Annotated in this window: 15 protein-coding genes; 7 read left to right on the top strand and 8 right to left on the bottom strand. The window is 45.6% G+C overall.

The window, feature by feature from the left end; translation table 11 throughout:
- Positions 1-46: 46 nt before the first annotated feature.
- On the bottom strand, positions 47-1,540 hold the full coding sequence (locus tag FXO21_RS15765; RefSeq protein WP_149640973.1) for a TolC family protein: 1,494 nt from the start codon (positions 1,538-1,540) through the stop codon (positions 47-49).
- Positions 1,541-1,654: 114 nt separating this feature from the next.
- Entirely contained in the window at positions 1,655-2,890 is a 1,236-nt protein-coding gene (locus tag FXO21_RS15760) for a nucleoside recognition domain-containing protein (RefSeq protein ID WP_149640972.1), read from the bottom strand.
- Between the two features lie 135 nt (positions 2,891-3,025).
- On the opposite strand from FXO21_RS15760, the gene FXO21_RS15755 reads away from it, so the two are divergent.
- The gene (locus tag FXO21_RS15755) at positions 3,026-3,493 is read left to right on the top strand and encodes a hypothetical protein (RefSeq protein ID WP_149640971.1); all 468 of its coding nucleotides are present in this window, start codon (positions 3,026-3,028) and stop codon (positions 3,491-3,493) included.
- Between the two features lie 37 nt (positions 3,494-3,530).
- On the opposite strand, the gene FXO21_RS15750 is transcribed toward FXO21_RS15755, so the two are convergent.
- The 5 genes from FXO21_RS15750 to FXO21_RS15730 all read right to left on the bottom strand — a co-directional run bounded on the left by FXO21_RS15750 (position 3,531) and on the right by FXO21_RS15730 (position 8,666).
- Entirely contained in the window at positions 3,531-4,997 is a 1,467-nt protein-coding gene (locus FXO21_RS15750; protein WP_149640970.1) for a hypothetical protein, read from the bottom strand.
- A gap of 10 nt (positions 4,998-5,007) precedes the next feature.
- Positions 5,008-5,658 (bottom strand): hypothetical protein, encoded by a 651-nt coding sequence (locus tag FXO21_RS15745; protein WP_149640969.1) that lies wholly within the window; start codon positions 5,656-5,658, stop codon positions 5,008-5,010.
- A gap of 100 nt (positions 5,659-5,758) precedes the next feature.
- Complete coding sequence (locus FXO21_RS15740) at positions 5,759-6,340, bottom strand: Crp/Fnr family transcriptional regulator (protein WP_149640968.1); 582 nt, start codon at positions 6,338-6,340, stop codon at positions 5,759-5,761.
- A 149-nt stretch (positions 6,341-6,489) separates the two neighbouring features.
- Positions 6,490-7,368: a sugar phosphate isomerase/epimerase family protein gene (locus FXO21_RS15735; RefSeq protein ID WP_225865707.1), complete on the bottom strand. Its 879-nt coding sequence runs from the start codon at positions 7,366-7,368 to the stop codon at positions 6,490-6,492.
- Positions 7,369-7,406: 38 nt separating this feature from the next.
- Entirely contained in the window at positions 7,407-8,666 is a 1,260-nt protein-coding gene (locus FXO21_RS15730; protein WP_149643511.1) for a Gfo/Idh/MocA family protein, read from the bottom strand.
- A 252-nt stretch (positions 8,667-8,918) separates the two neighbouring features.
- On the opposite strand from FXO21_RS15730, the gene FXO21_RS15725 reads away from it, so the two are divergent.
- Positions 8,919-10,514: a Na+/H+ antiporter gene (locus FXO21_RS15725; RefSeq protein ID WP_149640966.1), complete on the top strand. Its 1,596-nt coding sequence runs from the start codon at positions 8,919-8,921 to the stop codon at positions 10,512-10,514.
- Here the strand turns inward: FXO21_RS15725 and FXO21_RS15720 are convergent.
- Entirely contained in the window at positions 10,511-12,037 is a 1,527-nt protein-coding gene (locus FXO21_RS15720; RefSeq protein WP_149640965.1) for a S8 family serine peptidase, read from the bottom strand. The genes FXO21_RS15725 and FXO21_RS15720 overlap by 4 nt on opposite strands.
- Positions 12,038-12,198: 161 nt before the next feature.
- Here FXO21_RS15720 and FXO21_RS15715 point away from each other — a divergent pair, with 161 nt between their 5' ends.
- The 5 genes from FXO21_RS15715 (at position 12,199) to FXO21_RS15695 (ending at position 15,886) form a co-directional block, all read left to right on the top strand.
- Positions 12,199-13,488: an aminopeptidase P N-terminal domain-containing protein gene (locus tag FXO21_RS15715; RefSeq protein ID WP_149640964.1), complete on the top strand. Its 1,290-nt coding sequence runs from the start codon at positions 12,199-12,201 to the stop codon at positions 13,486-13,488.
- 81 nt (positions 13,489-13,569) lie between these two features.
- Complete coding sequence (locus FXO21_RS15710) at positions 13,570-13,803, top strand: hypothetical protein (protein WP_149640963.1); 234 nt, start codon at positions 13,570-13,572, stop codon at positions 13,801-13,803.
- The gene (locus FXO21_RS15705; RefSeq protein WP_149640962.1) at positions 13,793-14,128 is read left to right on the top strand and encodes a type II toxin-antitoxin system RelE family toxin; all 336 of its coding nucleotides are present in this window, start codon (positions 13,793-13,795) and stop codon (positions 14,126-14,128) included. The genes FXO21_RS15710 and FXO21_RS15705 overlap by 11 nt, the downstream gene beginning before the upstream one ends.
- Positions 14,129-14,203: 75 nt before the next feature.
- On the top strand, positions 14,204-14,833 hold the full coding sequence (locus tag FXO21_RS15700) for an MgtC/SapB family protein (protein WP_149640961.1): 630 nt from the start codon (positions 14,204-14,206) through the stop codon (positions 14,831-14,833).
- A gap of 204 nt (positions 14,834-15,037) precedes the next feature.
- Positions 15,038-15,886 (top strand): EboA domain-containing protein, encoded by an 849-nt coding sequence (locus FXO21_RS15695; protein ID WP_149640960.1) that lies wholly within the window; start codon positions 15,038-15,040, stop codon positions 15,884-15,886.

Raw genomic sequence — 15,886 nt, 5'->3', positions numbered from 1 at the left:
GGTTACATTAATGATTGTTTGTTGTAATGAATGAGGGTTTTTATGATCAAAAATCCGAAAGCGGGCGGTTCATGTAGAAATCAAGGATTTTAGTCCTGAAAACATAGTCGTATTTAGTTTGCACCAGATTACCGTTCGCCCGGTCAAGATTGGCCTTGGCAATATTATACTCAACCGAATTGATCGCGCCCACGTCGAAACGCACCTGCGAAACCCTGAACGTTTCCTGCAATGCCCTCACCTGATTGGCGGTTGCCGAGTACCGTTTCGCGGCATTGGTCATATCGATATAAGCTTGCTCCACATTCTTGCGGATGGTCAGCTGTACCTGCTGCGCCTGGTATTCATAGGTTTTCTGCTGGATTTTCGCATTCGCAATATTGTATTTGACTCTGAAATTGGTAAAAATCGGAATGTTCAGATTCAGATTGATAGCTGAGTTTCTGTTAAAGTTCAGCTGATCGAGATAACCAAACGTGCGCAGGGCACCATTTTGCGTAGTCACTTTCTGTACGATCGGCAGCTGCTGGTCGTTCAAAACAATATAGTTGGTAGGCGATACAACCTCGGTAACTGTTTCCCCCGAGCCATCGGAAACAAATCTCTCTTTTGGCGCCACACTCGAAAACGCAGTATTAATTCCTCCACTCAATGTGAGCGAAGGCATTCCCGCGCCTCTGGCAAGATCTACATTGGTTTTGGCCGCTTCGATGCGCATATTAGCGGCCTTCATTTGCGGCAGGTTGTTCAATGCCGTTTCGTAAATCTCCTGGATCGTAGCGTCATAAGCTTGCAGGGACGGATCTTTCACTTCTATTTTTACTACATGAATATCCTCACTGCCGGGCATATTCATGTATTGTTTCAGGTTCAGCTTTGCGGTTTCCAGGTTATTTTGCGCATTTACGAGCGTGAGTTCGTCATTTGCCAGCTGTGCTTTCAGATCGAGTAAATTGCTTTCCGCCAGGGTACCCGCTTCTACCAGCTTGGCAGTGCGCTCTACCTGTAATTGAGAAGCATTCACCTGTAACTGCGCCACATCGATCAGCTCCTGGTTGGTGATCACCTGCAAATAGGATAGCGCCACATTGAGCATAATGTCGTTTCTCGCCGCATCAAGATCTTTCGCGCTCGCCTGGTAGTTGGCGTCGTTGAATTTAATATTGTTTTTGATCTGAAAACCGTTGAAAAGTGTAATCTGCCCGCCCAGCTGGAAATTATTGGAACTGATATTCCGCTGAACGAATTGGTTGGTAAAAGGGTCAATATTTCTACCAAAACTGAATCCCTGGCCAGCACTGAAACTGATACTCGGCCACCGCTGCCATTTAGACTGCTGATAAATGTTATTGTTGGATTGGACGGTAAGTTCGGATTGTTTGACCTGCGGATTCGTTTCGAGGGCTATCCTGATGCAATCTTCCAGTGAAAAAGTGTTAGCCGGCTGATTTACATCCTTTTGTGCAAGGGTAGCTTCTACTGGAAGAATCGCACAAATAATGGAGAAGAATAGTGCGGATTTTAGTAACGAATTTAACATGGGCCGTCCAGAGTTAGTTGATCAATATTAATGTTTAGCCTAAAAAACAACCATCCATTTTGTACGGACGGTTGCATATCAGGGTAAAAGGGTAATTCTGAAAGAGTATCAAAATCAGTGAAAAAATAAATATCCAAGCCATATTCCCGCCAAAACGCCCACGAAATCGGCGATCAAACCAGCCACGATCGCATATCTCGTATTCTTGATCCCGACTGAGCCAAAGTAAAGCGCTACGATGTATAAAGTAGTATCGGCTGAGCCTTGAAAAATACAGACAAGCCTGCCTACGAACGAATCAGGGCCGAATTCCTTCATCGCGTCGATCATCAATGCACGCGCGCCGCTTCCGCTCAGCGGTTTCATTAATGCGACGGGCAATGCATCCGTGAAATCCGTATTCATGCCTGTCAGAGCAAACAGGTATTTCAAACCGTCGATCAGGTAATCCATTGCGCCGCAGGCACGGAATGCGCTGATCGCCACCAGGAGTCCTACCAGGTAAGGAATAATCATTACAGTCGTACTAAATCCAGCTTTCGCCCCGTCAATAAACGATTCGAATACGTTGATTTTTTTATACAAAGCAATGCCAAGAAACCCGGCTATCACGGCCAGCAAAACGGAATTGCCCACAAAAATGGAGATCGTTTCGATTTGCTCTTTCGGCAAACCGGAGAGGTACCATAGCAGTAACGCGAGAAAAGCGGTAATACTGCCCAGCCAGAGCATAATCGTCCTGTTGAAAAGGTTGATCCGCTGCCAGCTTGCAGTGATAATCATCGCAACAACGGTGGTAATGTAAGTTCCTACCACACAGGGAATAAATATATCGGAAGGACTTTCCGCACCCAGAATTGCCCGCTGCGCAATAATAGACAGCGGGATAATCTGCAAGCCGGACGTATGCAAAACCAGAAACATGATCTGCGCATTGGACGCAGTATCCTTGCTCGGATTCAGGTCCTGCAAACTTTGCATTGCACGTAAACCAAATGGCGTGGCGGCATTATCCAAACCTAAAAAATTCGCAGAGAAGTTCATGATCATCTGTCCGTGGGCAGGGTGGTCTTTGGGAACTTCGGGAAAAAGCTTGTTGAAAAACGGCCCGATAATTCGTGCGAGCCGGTTGATAATTCCGGCTTTTTCACCCACATTCAGTATTCCAAGAAAAAAGGTCATTACGCCGGTCAGCGGAAGTGCGATATCCATCACAGCCACTTCGGCCATTTTAAGCATACCTTCGGTTACTTCCTTGAATGTCTGCACATCCCCGGTCAGCACGAATTTCAGAAAGGCGATTGCAAAGGCGATGACAAAAAAACCAACAAAAATATAGTTTAACGCCATAGTTTGAATCGGGAAAAGGAGGCAGGATTGATCATGATTTGTTTACAATGCATGAAGTAAAATATTGCATTTAATGCAAATAACAAAAGTATATTGCAAAGCAGGAACTCATCTCAAACCAAACCTGATTTCCAAATGAAGTATTGTTACCTGTTTGTCCTGGTAATACTGTTCGCATGCAAAGGGCAAAATGATGCAGATGGCACAGAAGCTCAATCTATTAAAGTGATAAATGATACGATTGCGCTGGAACGAAGAGAAGTGGAAACCGGCCCGGTGGCGAGTTTCAGCGAGAAAGTAAAAGATCCGCTCAATGACTGGCGGTTTTCAGTCGAAGTCTATGAAACCAGGTCTACCTTCGATTATTTGGTAAAATTGAAATACAAGGAACTCGAAGCAGAAGATAAATTGAAAATACCAAACTTCGGCATTGAACCGAAAGTGGAGATCCGGAAAGGCAAGGAAGAACAATCCTGCATTATTGGTTTTCTGGATAAAAAAGGGGAGTTTAAGGAATATAAACTCGTAAAGATTGAAAACGGGCAATTGAAGATCTCAACAATCAGGCATTATGCGCGGACGAGGTACAAGGTGAAGAAATAGGGAGGAGCGTCAGTTGCAAGATGTTTTTTAAACTCTTTTATTCCAATACTACACGGACACTTTTTGATTCTAGGTTCTTATAAATCAGCACGATCTGATACACGCCGCGCGGCAAATCAGATACGTTGAGCCGTAGCATTCCGTCAGTGGTTACATTGACAGATTTCAGCTCCCTTGACCCTGCTTCGCTGATTACTTTGATATGTTCGGGAATTTCGACAGCATCCCGCTCACCCAATGCAATATCGATATAATTACTTGCCGGATTGGGGTGAATGCTCGGAGTGGGCGTTGGCTTAATGCAATTATCGACACAAATCGTAATCCCCTTCTGCACCGACCCAAAACAATTACTGGCAAGCACAGTAATACCGTAGCAGCTATTGACATAAGAATTAAAATAAGCTGAGCCTCCATTGTAATTCAAAATCGTATTGGCCGGATCGCTGCTCACCCACGCGCCGAATGCAGTACCCGGTTCGGCAGTTTCCGCATGTAAAGAAACGCCCGACCCATTACACATAAAATCCGGCGAGCCGCCTCCGTTGGCCGTGACCAGTAAAGATGCCGGCAGTGGTGCGCTGCGTTTGACATTGATCGTATTACTGTAAGCCGAAGTAACTCCGCATACAGCGGAAGTAGCCGATACCTTAACAGTCCCGCTAGACATTCCGGTTATCTGTGCCGTATTGGTATTTCCGGAATTAGCAGTAATTCCTCCGGTTGTAACCCAATTGTAGGAGCTGGCGTGATTTGCAGAGGCGGTAATCGTCGTGGGATTGCAGAGCAGGATATCTCCCGAGTTGATGACTGGTTTGGTCGGGAGCGGTCTGGTGATAGCAAGTTGCGAGACTGTTTCAAGGTTAAGCACATCTCCCCGGGAGGCTACCACTTTAATAGTGCCGCCAGTATTTTTGGTGGGCGTCAATGTAATGGAGGAGCCACTTCCACTTTTCCCCCAACCTGCCGGATACGACCAGGCATAATTTGTCGCATTCGCAGCAGGAGTTACAGAAACCGTAATAGGAGCAGTACCGCAGCTGAACTGGTAACTGCCTGTATAGGCGACGCCATTGATTTTGATATTGCCCGGAGTTCCCAGGTATTTTATTGGGATCGTTTTTGTCGCTGTTAGACCAACCGGGCAATTGTCGCAACCGTTTGTGCCGCTTGCTGGCTTGGCAGTAGTTACTTTGATTGTTCCATTGCCATTCACATTGTTCCATTTTACATCAATAGCATAACTACCGTCACCTTCAAAGGTTGTTGCATTACTTTGAACGATGATTCCGTTTGTCACCTGCCATTTATACTTGCAGTTGTCTCCCGTATTGCATTCTCCGAAGCTGGAAATTTTGGCCGAATAATGATATTGGGTTTGGTCTGGGACAGCGCTATTACAGCCGGTAGGATCACAGGTAATCTGGATCGTTTGAGCATGAACAGTTGAAGCAAAAATCAGAATGCCGCAGTACAGGATTTTAACAAAGGATAAAGTTTTCATGAATAGTTTATTAAAAGTGATACGAAATATTTAGCAAGTGAATCGAATCGATTGTAATTGCCCATAGCTCATCCTTTGAGATAGTATCTCTATTATGGGCGATCAGACTTTGGCGTTGGTATTTTAACTCACCTGACAGTTCTGCCGAAAGGGAAAGGCGATTGAGTAATCTATACCTTACTCCCACGAATGGATGTGCAGAAAAATCATGTTTTCTAGCAGAATAGGCTAGGCCAGGATTGTGTCTTTCATAGTTGTATGCGAAACCAAGATCCACCCCAGAATACAATTGGTGCCGTTCTGAATTGAAATGAATTTCATAACCTATCCGCTGTCGGCCATAGCCATATTTGACAGTCGTAACACGAATTGTATCCAGGCGAGGACCATCTATGACGCCGATGTACTGGGCTGACTTTGTCTTTCCAAATTCAACATTGTCAATAGCCAGCCTGAATGCTCCCTTTTGGTTAGGCGAGTATCTGGCCATGAATCCCACGTTTCCATTTAAAAGGTGAGGGACTAAATGGAGTGTTAGATCCCATTTAAAGGGCAGTTTCGCATTTACTGCTTTCTCAGGCGGCTTCGTCGCCTGCTGACAGAAAGCGTTCATTCCCAGCCAGCAGGTAGCCAGCAACGGAAGGAGAAATGTCTTTTCCATAGATTAATTTGCATTTAGTTGATAATGCAAATCAAACACTAATTGATCAATCGATATCCTGCAAAAACCCAGCTTTTCAACCTACAAAAACCCAGAAAATTCAATAATTCGCACGGAGCTTGCTGACGTAGTTCTCGGAGATTCCCAGGTAGGATGCGATGTACTTTTGGGGTACCCGGGAAGTTAATTCTTTGGAAACGGCGTGGAAGGCTTCCAGCTTTTGTGCAGCTGAAAGCGCGCGCATGTCGCGCAGCAATGCAAGATGTTTTAGCCAGGATCTTTCTGCTATAATCCTTCCTAAACAGCAGATTTGAGGATAATCGAGATACAGCTGATACAGATCTGCGCGGTGAATGTAAATCAGCGTAGTGGGCTCCAAAGTTTCAATGCATTCGCAGGCAGGCACCTGGTTTACAAAGCTATCCGCGGCGTGGAAGAACTCATTTTCTTTAGCAAACCACTCCGTGTTATCATCGAACGTCCCTTGTTGATTGCTCGTCAGCAGGTAACCTCTGACCAGGCCAATTTTTACAAACCAGAGCTTGTCGCAGATTTCACCCTCCGATAAAAGCAGCTTGCCTTTCTTGACATTCGCAAATTTCAACTTTTGTAAAAACTGATCGCAAACCTGATTATCGATAGGCAGAATGCCCGAGAGGGTTGATAGAAATTCAGAATACATATTTTATAGTGTGAGGTAAGGTCCTAATGATGCAAGATGAAAATTTTGCGCCGCTTTTCTATACTACAAACCTGACTTTTGTGTACGGATAGGAACAAAAAAAGCCCGACTTTCGCCGGGCTTCATGCACCATTTGTAGTATTTGTAAATCAGGCCTTAAACACCTCATCCATCTTCTCACGGATCGTCAATAAACGTTTCCGGTCACCACCGGAAACCTCTGCGGAAGCCCAGCCGGAGTAGCCAATTTTGGTCAAAGCTTTATTCACTTCCGCCCAGTTGCAGTCGCCTTCCATGAATTCAACATCGAAACCTTTCCAGAGACCCAGGTCATTTTGCTTTTTGAAACTGAACTCTTTCAGGTCGAGCTTCAATATACGTTTGTCCAGCGCTTCGATCCAGGAAACTGGATAGCCATAGCGCAGTACATTTCCAACATCAAAATACCAGCCTACCATCGGGTGCTTGAATTCATCCACATAACGAGCCGCTTCAAGGGGACTGATCAGAAACTGGTTCCAAACATTTTCAAATGCGATTTTCACTCCCGTCTTCTCAGCAACCGGCAACAGCTTTCTGATTTCAGCCTGCGACCGCTCGTAAGCCTCTCCGTAGGTGGTAGTGGCATTCACTACGCCCGGGACAACGAGTACCGTAGTACCTCCAAAGGCTTTCGTATCGTGCAAAGCCTTTTCAATCGACTTGACACATTGCTCGCGCTTTTTGGGATCCGGGTCAGAAAGCGGCAATTTCCAATGCATGGAATTGACCGTTCCCGGCAATTCAAGCCCCGTTTTATCGCGGGCTTCCAGGACTTCCTTCATCGTGATCTTGTCGTCGGGAGAGTCGAGCTCTACACCGTCGTAGCCGAGGTCTTTTAATAATTTAAATTTGTCCATTACCGACAAATCTTCTTTGACCATCCCCCATTTCAGGCTTTTCTTGATCATGGGTTTAGCCAAAGGTGCAGTCTGCAATGCCGCTCCGGACACCACAGATGAAGTAACGGCCATAGCTGATGTAGCCATGGCCGCACTTTTTATAAATTCTCTACGCTGCATGGAGATCAGGAGAATGCAGTGATACCTGGTTTTGCAACTTCGACAACCGGAGGTTTCATATCGAAGCTGTAAGTATCAGGGCCCAGCTTTTCAGATGAGTTCATCGCTTCGTCCCAGGTAATACGCTTGCCTGTGTAGGAAGCCATTCTTCCCATGATCGCGATCAATGTGCTGTGTGCCATGAACTCGCCGTCGTTGATCAGCTTGCCGCTTCTGATAGAAGCAAATAGTTCGTTGTGCTCAGTCTGGTACATATCGTTTTGCGCACCTTCATATTTCCAGGGATTGGCTCCTGTAATCTCGTGTACGTTACGCGCACAGTTCACCATGGCCTTACCTTTCGTTCCGATCGTTTCAACGAGGTAGCTGTTTTCGCAGTTAGCCTGTTGTCTCGAATGGTGGAATCCTTTTACTCCGTTGTCGTAATCGTAAACTACCGAAAAGTGGTCGAAGATGTTACCGAACAAAGAGTCAGTCCGCACCTGGCGACCGCCTGTTCCTACCGCTGAAACCGGCAGCTTCCCGCCCATTGCCCACGACATCATATCAATACTGTGAACAGCCTGTTCTACAATATGGTCACCTGCAAGCCAGGTATAGTAAGTCCAGTTACGTAATACATATTCCGCGTCTGTCCAGCCCTGTACGCGTGGGAAAGACCACAATGTACCAGTATCGTAAGTATTGTAAATAGCAGAGATATCACCCACCGCTCCGTCGAGGATTTTCCCAAAGCTGGCCCGCTTTGGCTCGTGGTAACGCCAGCAGAAGCCCGACATCAATGAAACATTTTTCTGTTTTGCCAGCTTGGCAGCATCCAATACTTTACGAACACCCGGTGCGTCTACTGCCACAGGTTTTTCGCAAAATACGTGCTTACCTGCATTGATAGCCGCTGTCAAATGCTCAGGACGAAAGTGAGGAGGAGTGGCCAAAAGCACTACGTCAACACCTGATTCCAGAACCTTTTTATATGCATCGAAACCGATAAATTTGTTACCTTCTTCTACTTTTACTTTCGGACCGTGTATTTTGGTCAGGTTAGCAAGCGAAGAGTCCATTTTGTCTTTGAAAATATCTCCGACAGCGTGAAGAACTACATTCGGATCTGCTTTCAAAGCCTGATTGGCAGCGCCCGATCCACGTCCGCCGCAACCTATCAAACCGATTTTCAGCGTCTCAGCGTTAACACCGCCGAAAGCGCGGTTAGGATTTAAAATGGTAATAGCGGGTAGTGTGCTACCTGCCAGTGCCATGCTCGCCATTTTCAGGACATCTCTTCGAGAAGTACTCATTGTTATTAGGGATTAGGTGATAGAATTACCGAAAATTTGACTTTAAGATTATACTGCCACAGATTCAACGTATATCAAGGCAATAAAGATAAACAAATCTGCTATTTTTCTGCTAATGTAAAACCAAAATTTCAAATTGCGTGTTCGACCACACACAAAAGTTTAAATATGTAAATCAACGTTATTGTATACTTTTATACGCCCCAATCTCTATCTCTTAATATGGTTCAGGAAAATTTGCTCCTCATTATTTCCCTCCTTTTTGTAGTTGCAATGCTTACGATGGTAAGCGAAAAAATTGGCGTTTCTTACCCGATATTTCTTGTAATAGCCGGTCTTTTAATCAGTTTCATTCCCGGAATGCCGGTTCTGACACTCGCGCCGGACCTGGTTTTCCTGATTTTCCTCCCTCCACTTCTTTACAGTGCAGCCTGGAATACATCCTGGAAGGATTTCTGGGAAGCAAAAAGACCTATCAGCCTGCTTGCATTCGGACTGGTATTTTTTACCGCGACGGCAGTTGCTTATGTCTCTCACGCAATGATCCCCGGGTTCACGCTCGCGATGGGTTTTGTACTGGGCGGCATTATTTCACCTCCTGATGCCGTTGCCGCTACCTCGGTGCTGCAAGGTTTGAAAGTACCCAAAAGAGTTGTTACAATACTCGAAGGCGAAAGTCTGGTTAATGACGCATCGTCTTTGATCGTTTTTCGTGTTGCACTTGCCACGGTCGCCAGCGGCCAGTTTGTATTCTGGAAGGCAGGAGTAGATTTTTTGATGGTTGCAGCGATGGGTATTCTTATCGGGCTGGCGATTGCACACATTTTATATGTGGTACACCGCTTCTTTCCGACTACTCCGAGCATCGATACTGCCCTCACATTCATTTCCCCTTACCTGATGTACATTGCCGCTGAACATTTCCACTATTCGGGGGTGCTGGCGGTAGTGAGCGGCGGGTTATTCCTCAGCTTCCGGTCACACGAACTTTTCACGTACCAGTCCCGGATGCAGACCAACTACGTTTGGGAGACTGTCATATTTCTTTTGAACGGGATCGTATTCATTATGATCGGGTTAGAGTTGCCTGAGGTAATGCTGGGACTCGGCGCTTACACGGTAAGTGAAGTTATTTCCTATGCGGTTATCATCAGTCTGGTGACGATCGTGATCCGGATCATCTGGGTATTTCCGAGTACCTATATTCCAAGACTTTTGTTTAAATCCATCCGCGAAAAAGAAAGAAGGCCTGGCTGGCAGCCTGTATTCATTGTGGCGTGGAGCGGGATGCGCGGCGTAGTTTCACTCGCCTCCGCATTAGCAGTTCCCTTGACCGTCAACGGAGCAGCATTTCCACATCGCGACCTGTTTCTGTTCATCACATTCGTAGTAATCCTTTTCACACTTGTTTTGCAGGGATTAAGCCTTCCTTTTATTATTAAATGGCTTAAAATCGAAGATGATGGCGAGAATATGGAAGAGCAGAATGCAATGATGAATTCCCGGCTGGCGACAGTCAGCCTGGACTATATGAAGTCCAACTATGACGGTGAAATCGCCGATTTTGAACCATTCAGATTATTAAAAGAACGGTACGAAAAAATCATCGAAATGGCCGATGCTAAATTCTTGCATACCAGTGACGACTCCGCTAAAACAACGGTCAGAAAGTACCGCACCATGCTTTTGGAGATTATTGAAGTCAAAAGAGGTGAAATAACAAAACTGCGCAGGGAGCGGGCCTGCGCAGATGAGTTGATCAGAGGAAAAGAAAGAGAGCTCGACCTGGAAGAAGCCAGACTTCGGAAATCACCCTAGTCCCACGCCACTTCAACCACACTGTCTTTTAGGTCAATAGTAGTAAAACGTTCTCCATTCTGTCGTTTCAGAGATACCTTTCCATTCTGGATCTTCGCGATCTGCTGAGAAAGTACGTCTTTGTCATTCTTTTTCCGGTAAATAGCTACAACAGAATCCGCACTGCTCACCTCTACATCAATCGAGCGGCCTTTTGCCTTTACCATTTTACCATGATCCGGCAGATAAGGTGCTTTGGCGAGCGCAAGTGCACGGGAAGCCTGAGGCACGCCGTAGCCAACAAAATTGTTTCCGTAAGGATATAAATGGGATGATTTTTCGATCAGCGAGATCAGGTCCTTGTTGGTAAGCTTCGGATTAGCCTGCAATAAACAAGCAGCAAAACCGGTGATAACCGGCGCTGAAAGCGACGTTCCGTACAAAGAGAAACAAGATACATTTGGTTTTACATAAGGCAGAAATTCGGGGCCGACGCTGCTGTACCCGATTCTGTTCCACAGCTTTTCATTTGTAGCGCCCACGGATAATACCCCTTTTGCATCAGCCGGGGCAGATACAATCCCCCAGCTTTTATCGTCGCCTTCATTTCCGGCAGAAACGATCAGCATAATCCCTTTTTTGTCAGAAGCAATCTGTGCGGCGCGGGTAATTGCGCTCGTTTTTCCGTCCATCTGAGAAGGAGTATAGTTTTCTTTCGGATCTGAGAAACCTTTGGCGTAGCCAAGCGATGTATTGATCAATCGTACACCCAGACTGTCCATCCATTCCATCGCAGCGATCCAGTTATCTTCTTCGCCCCGGTATTCACGCATCGAATAGTCGGTGCGCGCGAGGTAAAATTTTGCATTGGTCGCCATCCCATACTGCACTTCATCCTGAAAATCAATGCCGGCAATAGCTGCCATTACCTCGGTACCATGCATATCTGAAAATGATTCCGCGGTGCTGAACAGCAGCTCTCCCTGGCGGCCGGGTTTGACATAGTCACGAATTCCAAGTATCCTTTTATTGGAGAAAATCTTTGCAAGAGCGAGCGAAGAATCTGCGCCATAAAACCCTGCATCGATCACACCGATCGTCACATCCTTGGCAGTATATCCTTCTTTTAAAAATAAATTGGCCTGAACCTGAGACATAACAGGTGCCATTTGCGATTTTTCAATCGGCTGTGTTTTAGCCACATAAAAACCCGGGTCGATCGGGATCACTTCCTTTACAAAATCCAATTCACGGACCCGCATGGCCTGCTCGCTCGTCAGCACTGCCGACACCGCATTCAACCACTTTGACTTGTTGATAATATTGACAGACTGCGCTTTCAGAGCCTGCTCATATTCCAGGCTGATCGGCAAATCGGTTTCATCGGAAATGGTAAGACCTAATTGCTGGCGACATTCCAGGGTTTGCAGGGAAACTGCGGGAGAAGATGCTAAGTCTTTGTTTTTGAGATATATCCAATATTTCGGAGCTGCCTGCAGTGCAGCGGGGATCAGGAACAGGGCGATCAATAGCAATCTTTTCATGGACTTAAATTTGTTAGGCACTTTCGTTTATTTGGTATATCAAAATCTGCATTCGGGCACAAAGCAACATTTTACAAATGCCGGCACCCGGACAGCTGCAATTTTAGAACAAGATAAACGTAATTTTGCAAATTAAATTACAGTTACAAAAAATACCAGGTATGCGCTATTCACGTATTGACAAGGCCCTTTTTATAGATAACAGACGCAAGCTGACCGCACTCATGAAACCAAGGTCTCTGGCTATTCTGAATTCAAATGATATCATGCCGACCAATGCGGATGGCACCATGGGATTTAAGCAAAACACGGATTTATTCTATTTGACCGGCGCTGACCAGGAGGAAACTATATTACTTATTTTCCCTGATCATCCTGACCCTAAGTTGCGGGAAGTGCTTTTTTTACGTGAAACCAACGAGCTGATCGCAGTGTGGGAAGGCGAAAAGCTGACTAAGGAGCAGGCGCGTGAAGTGACGGGCATTCAATCCATTTACTGGACGCACCAGTTTGAACTCGTTTTTGGCAATATCATTTTCGAAGCTGAAAATGTTTACCTCAATACCAACGAACATACCCGGAACGATTCTCAGGTGCAAAGCAGAGAAGCGCGTTTTGTACGTGATTTCAGAGATAGGTACCCGGTGCATACCTTGCTGCGACTGGCACCGCTCATGCACCAGCTGCGCGCAATCAAGCATCCGGTTGAAATCGAACTGCTAAAAAAAGCGTGTGAGATCACAAAATCAGGATTCGAGCGTGTTTTGAAATTTGTAAAACCGGGCGTGCATGAATTTGAGATCGAAGCCGAGCTCATCCACGAATTTGTCCGCAACCGTTCCAAAGGTTTTTCTTATCAACCCATTATTGCCTCCGGGGCCAATGCCTGCGTTTTACACTATATTCAAAATGATCAACCCTGCAAAGACGGTGACATCATCCTGCTCGACGTAGCAGCCGAATATGCCAATTACGGCGCCGATCTGAGTCGCAGTATTCCTGTGAACGGACGATTTACGAAAAGGCAAAGGGAAGTTTACGATGCGGTGCTGCGTGTCTTCAAATCCGCAAAGCAAATGCTGGTAACCGGCATCATCTGGGACGAATACCACAAGGAAGTAGGCAAGATCATGGAAAGTGAGCTGATTGGTTTGAAGTTGCTTTCAAAAACGGATATTGAAAAGCAGGATCCCGACTCGCCGGCCTACAAAAAATACTTTCCCCACGGCACCTCGCATTTCCTGGGACTGGATATTCACGACGTCGGAAACAAATACCGTCCCTTTGAACCTGGAATGGTATTCACCTGCGAGCCGGGCATTTACATTCGGGAAGAAGGTTTAGGAATTCGCCTGGAAAACAATATCCTGATCACCGAAACGGGCAATATTGACCTGATGGCGGACATCCCGCTTGAAGCGGAGGAGATTGAGGCAATTATGAATAGCTGATGTGATCATGTTTTTGGTAAATTTGTTTGCTGTGAGGGATAACATGGTTCGAAAGTGTTACTCCAATTAAAAATTATCACTATGGAAAGAACGCTCAATTTCAATATACCATTGTCATTCAATCAGTTGGTTGACCTGGTGAAGCAATTACCGGAGGTTGAAAAGAAGAAACTCGTATCCGTTTTACAAAATGAAGGGATGTCCGAAGCAACTTCAAAATCAGAGATATTGGATCATTTGAAAGATGATCTGATAGCTTTAAAATCGGGAAAGCTGGCAACCCGTCCGTTAAAAGAAGTTTTAAATGAGCTTTGAGGTAGTCGCCTCGGAAAATTTTATCCGAGAACTGAAAAAACTGTCGAAGAAGTATGCTTCATTAAGAGAAGAAATCGAAGCACTGGGAAACAGTTTGTCAATTAATCCTGAACAGGGAAAGGCACTCGGAAAGAATTGCTACAAGATCCGCCTTTCGATTAAAAGCAAGGGTAAAGGGAAAAGCGGCGGTGCTAGAATCATTACCTGCATTTTTCTATTGCAGGAAGTTGCGGTGCTCCTTTCAATATATGATAAGTCAGAAAAAGAAAATATTGAGACAAAGGAGCTTGAAAGACTGATAAATAGCATTGGCCAAATTGACTAACAACTAACAATAGTTTGATTAGCCGGGAGATTCAACTTCTTCCCGGCTTTTTATATTTATAAATGATAATCCCAAATGCAGCTTCTTCAGGAAGATATTTTCAAGCTATTGTTATCCTTTTTCCTCGGCGCTATTATAGGTACTGAGCGGGAATACCGGAGTAAGTCAGCCGGGCTGCGTACGATGATCCTGATTGCGGTCGGCTCAACGCTTTTTACAATATTGTCGATCAAAATCAGTGCGGATGCGGGCAGGATTGCGGCCAATATCCTAACAGGTATCGGCTTCATCGGGGCAGGTATCATTTTCAGGGAAAATAACCGGGTCGTCGGTATTACTACTGCCGCGATCGTGTGGGTTACGGCGGCAATAGGAATGGGGATCGGGGCTGGGTTTTATGAGATCACCGTCCTTTGTTTTGCGATCTCCGGTATGTCGCTTGTGATGCTGGCTCCGCTTCAAAAATTTATCCGAAAAAGAAGTCAGATCCGGAATTACAGGCTGGTTTGCCCGTTTCACCGAAAATCGCTCAAAATGTATGAAGACCTTTTTGATGAACTGAACCTTAAAATACTCCGTGGAGAGCAAAGCCGCGCAGGTGATAATATTACCGGTAGCTGGACATTGCAGGGAGCAGAAAAACAACACGATGAACTTACCCGGCGATTACTAAATGATACCGAGATTAAAGAATTTGACTTTTGAGTTTCCCGTCCTGAGTAAGGCTGACATTAGTTTTTGATTAAAATTAGATTTGAAAACCCCTAAAATAAGCTTTATAGCAGCACAAGTGCGTTATAATAGTTGTTGTGGAAACTTTATAAAGGGAATTACAGATTATTAATGAACAACCCGAAAAACCTGACTGATTTCGTCTTGTGACAGGCAAATCAGATTGATATTGAAAATATGTCCGACTTCATTAAACATAAACTTTGGGAAATCATCGGCCGGAACACTTCTGCTGCGGAATCTGAATGGTTGCAGCAGAAAAGCAACTCCGCGCCGCTGGAACTGATGACCGAATTTGTGGCGGCTCCCAGGTTTTTGTCAAAAAAAATTATACAGCCCTCCGAAGAGGAAAAGTGGGCGCTGAATACCGAGGTGCCCGGATTTTCGGTCGAAAACTGGTCGCTTGTGCGACTAAGCCGCGTTTGGCTCATCACGCAGCTGGATCCTTCCGGCAAGGAAGAATATGTCAAAAATGTGGAAACGCTTTTTGATACTGCGGAAATGAACGAGCTTGTGGCGCTCTATTCTGCATTGCCGCTACTCTCCTACCCGGAACAATGGCTTTTCAGGGCTACCGACGCGGTACGTTCCAATATGGGTTTCGTTTTTGACGCAATTGCGCTGCATAATCCTTATCCTGAAAAACATTTCAGCGAGCTCGCCTGGAATCAGATGGTATTGAAGACAATTTTCAATGATAAGCCGATTCATTTGATAGACGGCCTGCAGAACCGTGCGAATGAAAGACTGGCGATAACATTGTCGGATTTCGCGCATGAACGCTGGGCCGCTGGCAGAAGCGTTCCGCCGCAGGTCTGGCGCCTGGTCGGAAAGTTTATGACGCCAACTATTCTCGCAGATATGCAATATTTGTTTAATTCTGAGCATGACGGAGACCGGAAAGCAGCAGCGCTGGCTTGTTCGGAATCTCCACTTGGTAATGCCAAATATCTTCTGGCAAAATATACTGATCTTGAAAAATCGGTAAAATCCGGCGCATTGACCTGGGCCGAACTTGAAAATTAA

This window comes from Dyadobacter sp. UC 10, from assembly GCF_008369915.1.
Taxonomy (GTDB): Bacteria; Bacteroidota; Bacteroidia; order Cytophagales; family Spirosomataceae; genus Dyadobacter.
Note: the sequence above shows the minus strand (reverse complement) of the source record. Positions and strands in the feature narration are given on the sequence as shown.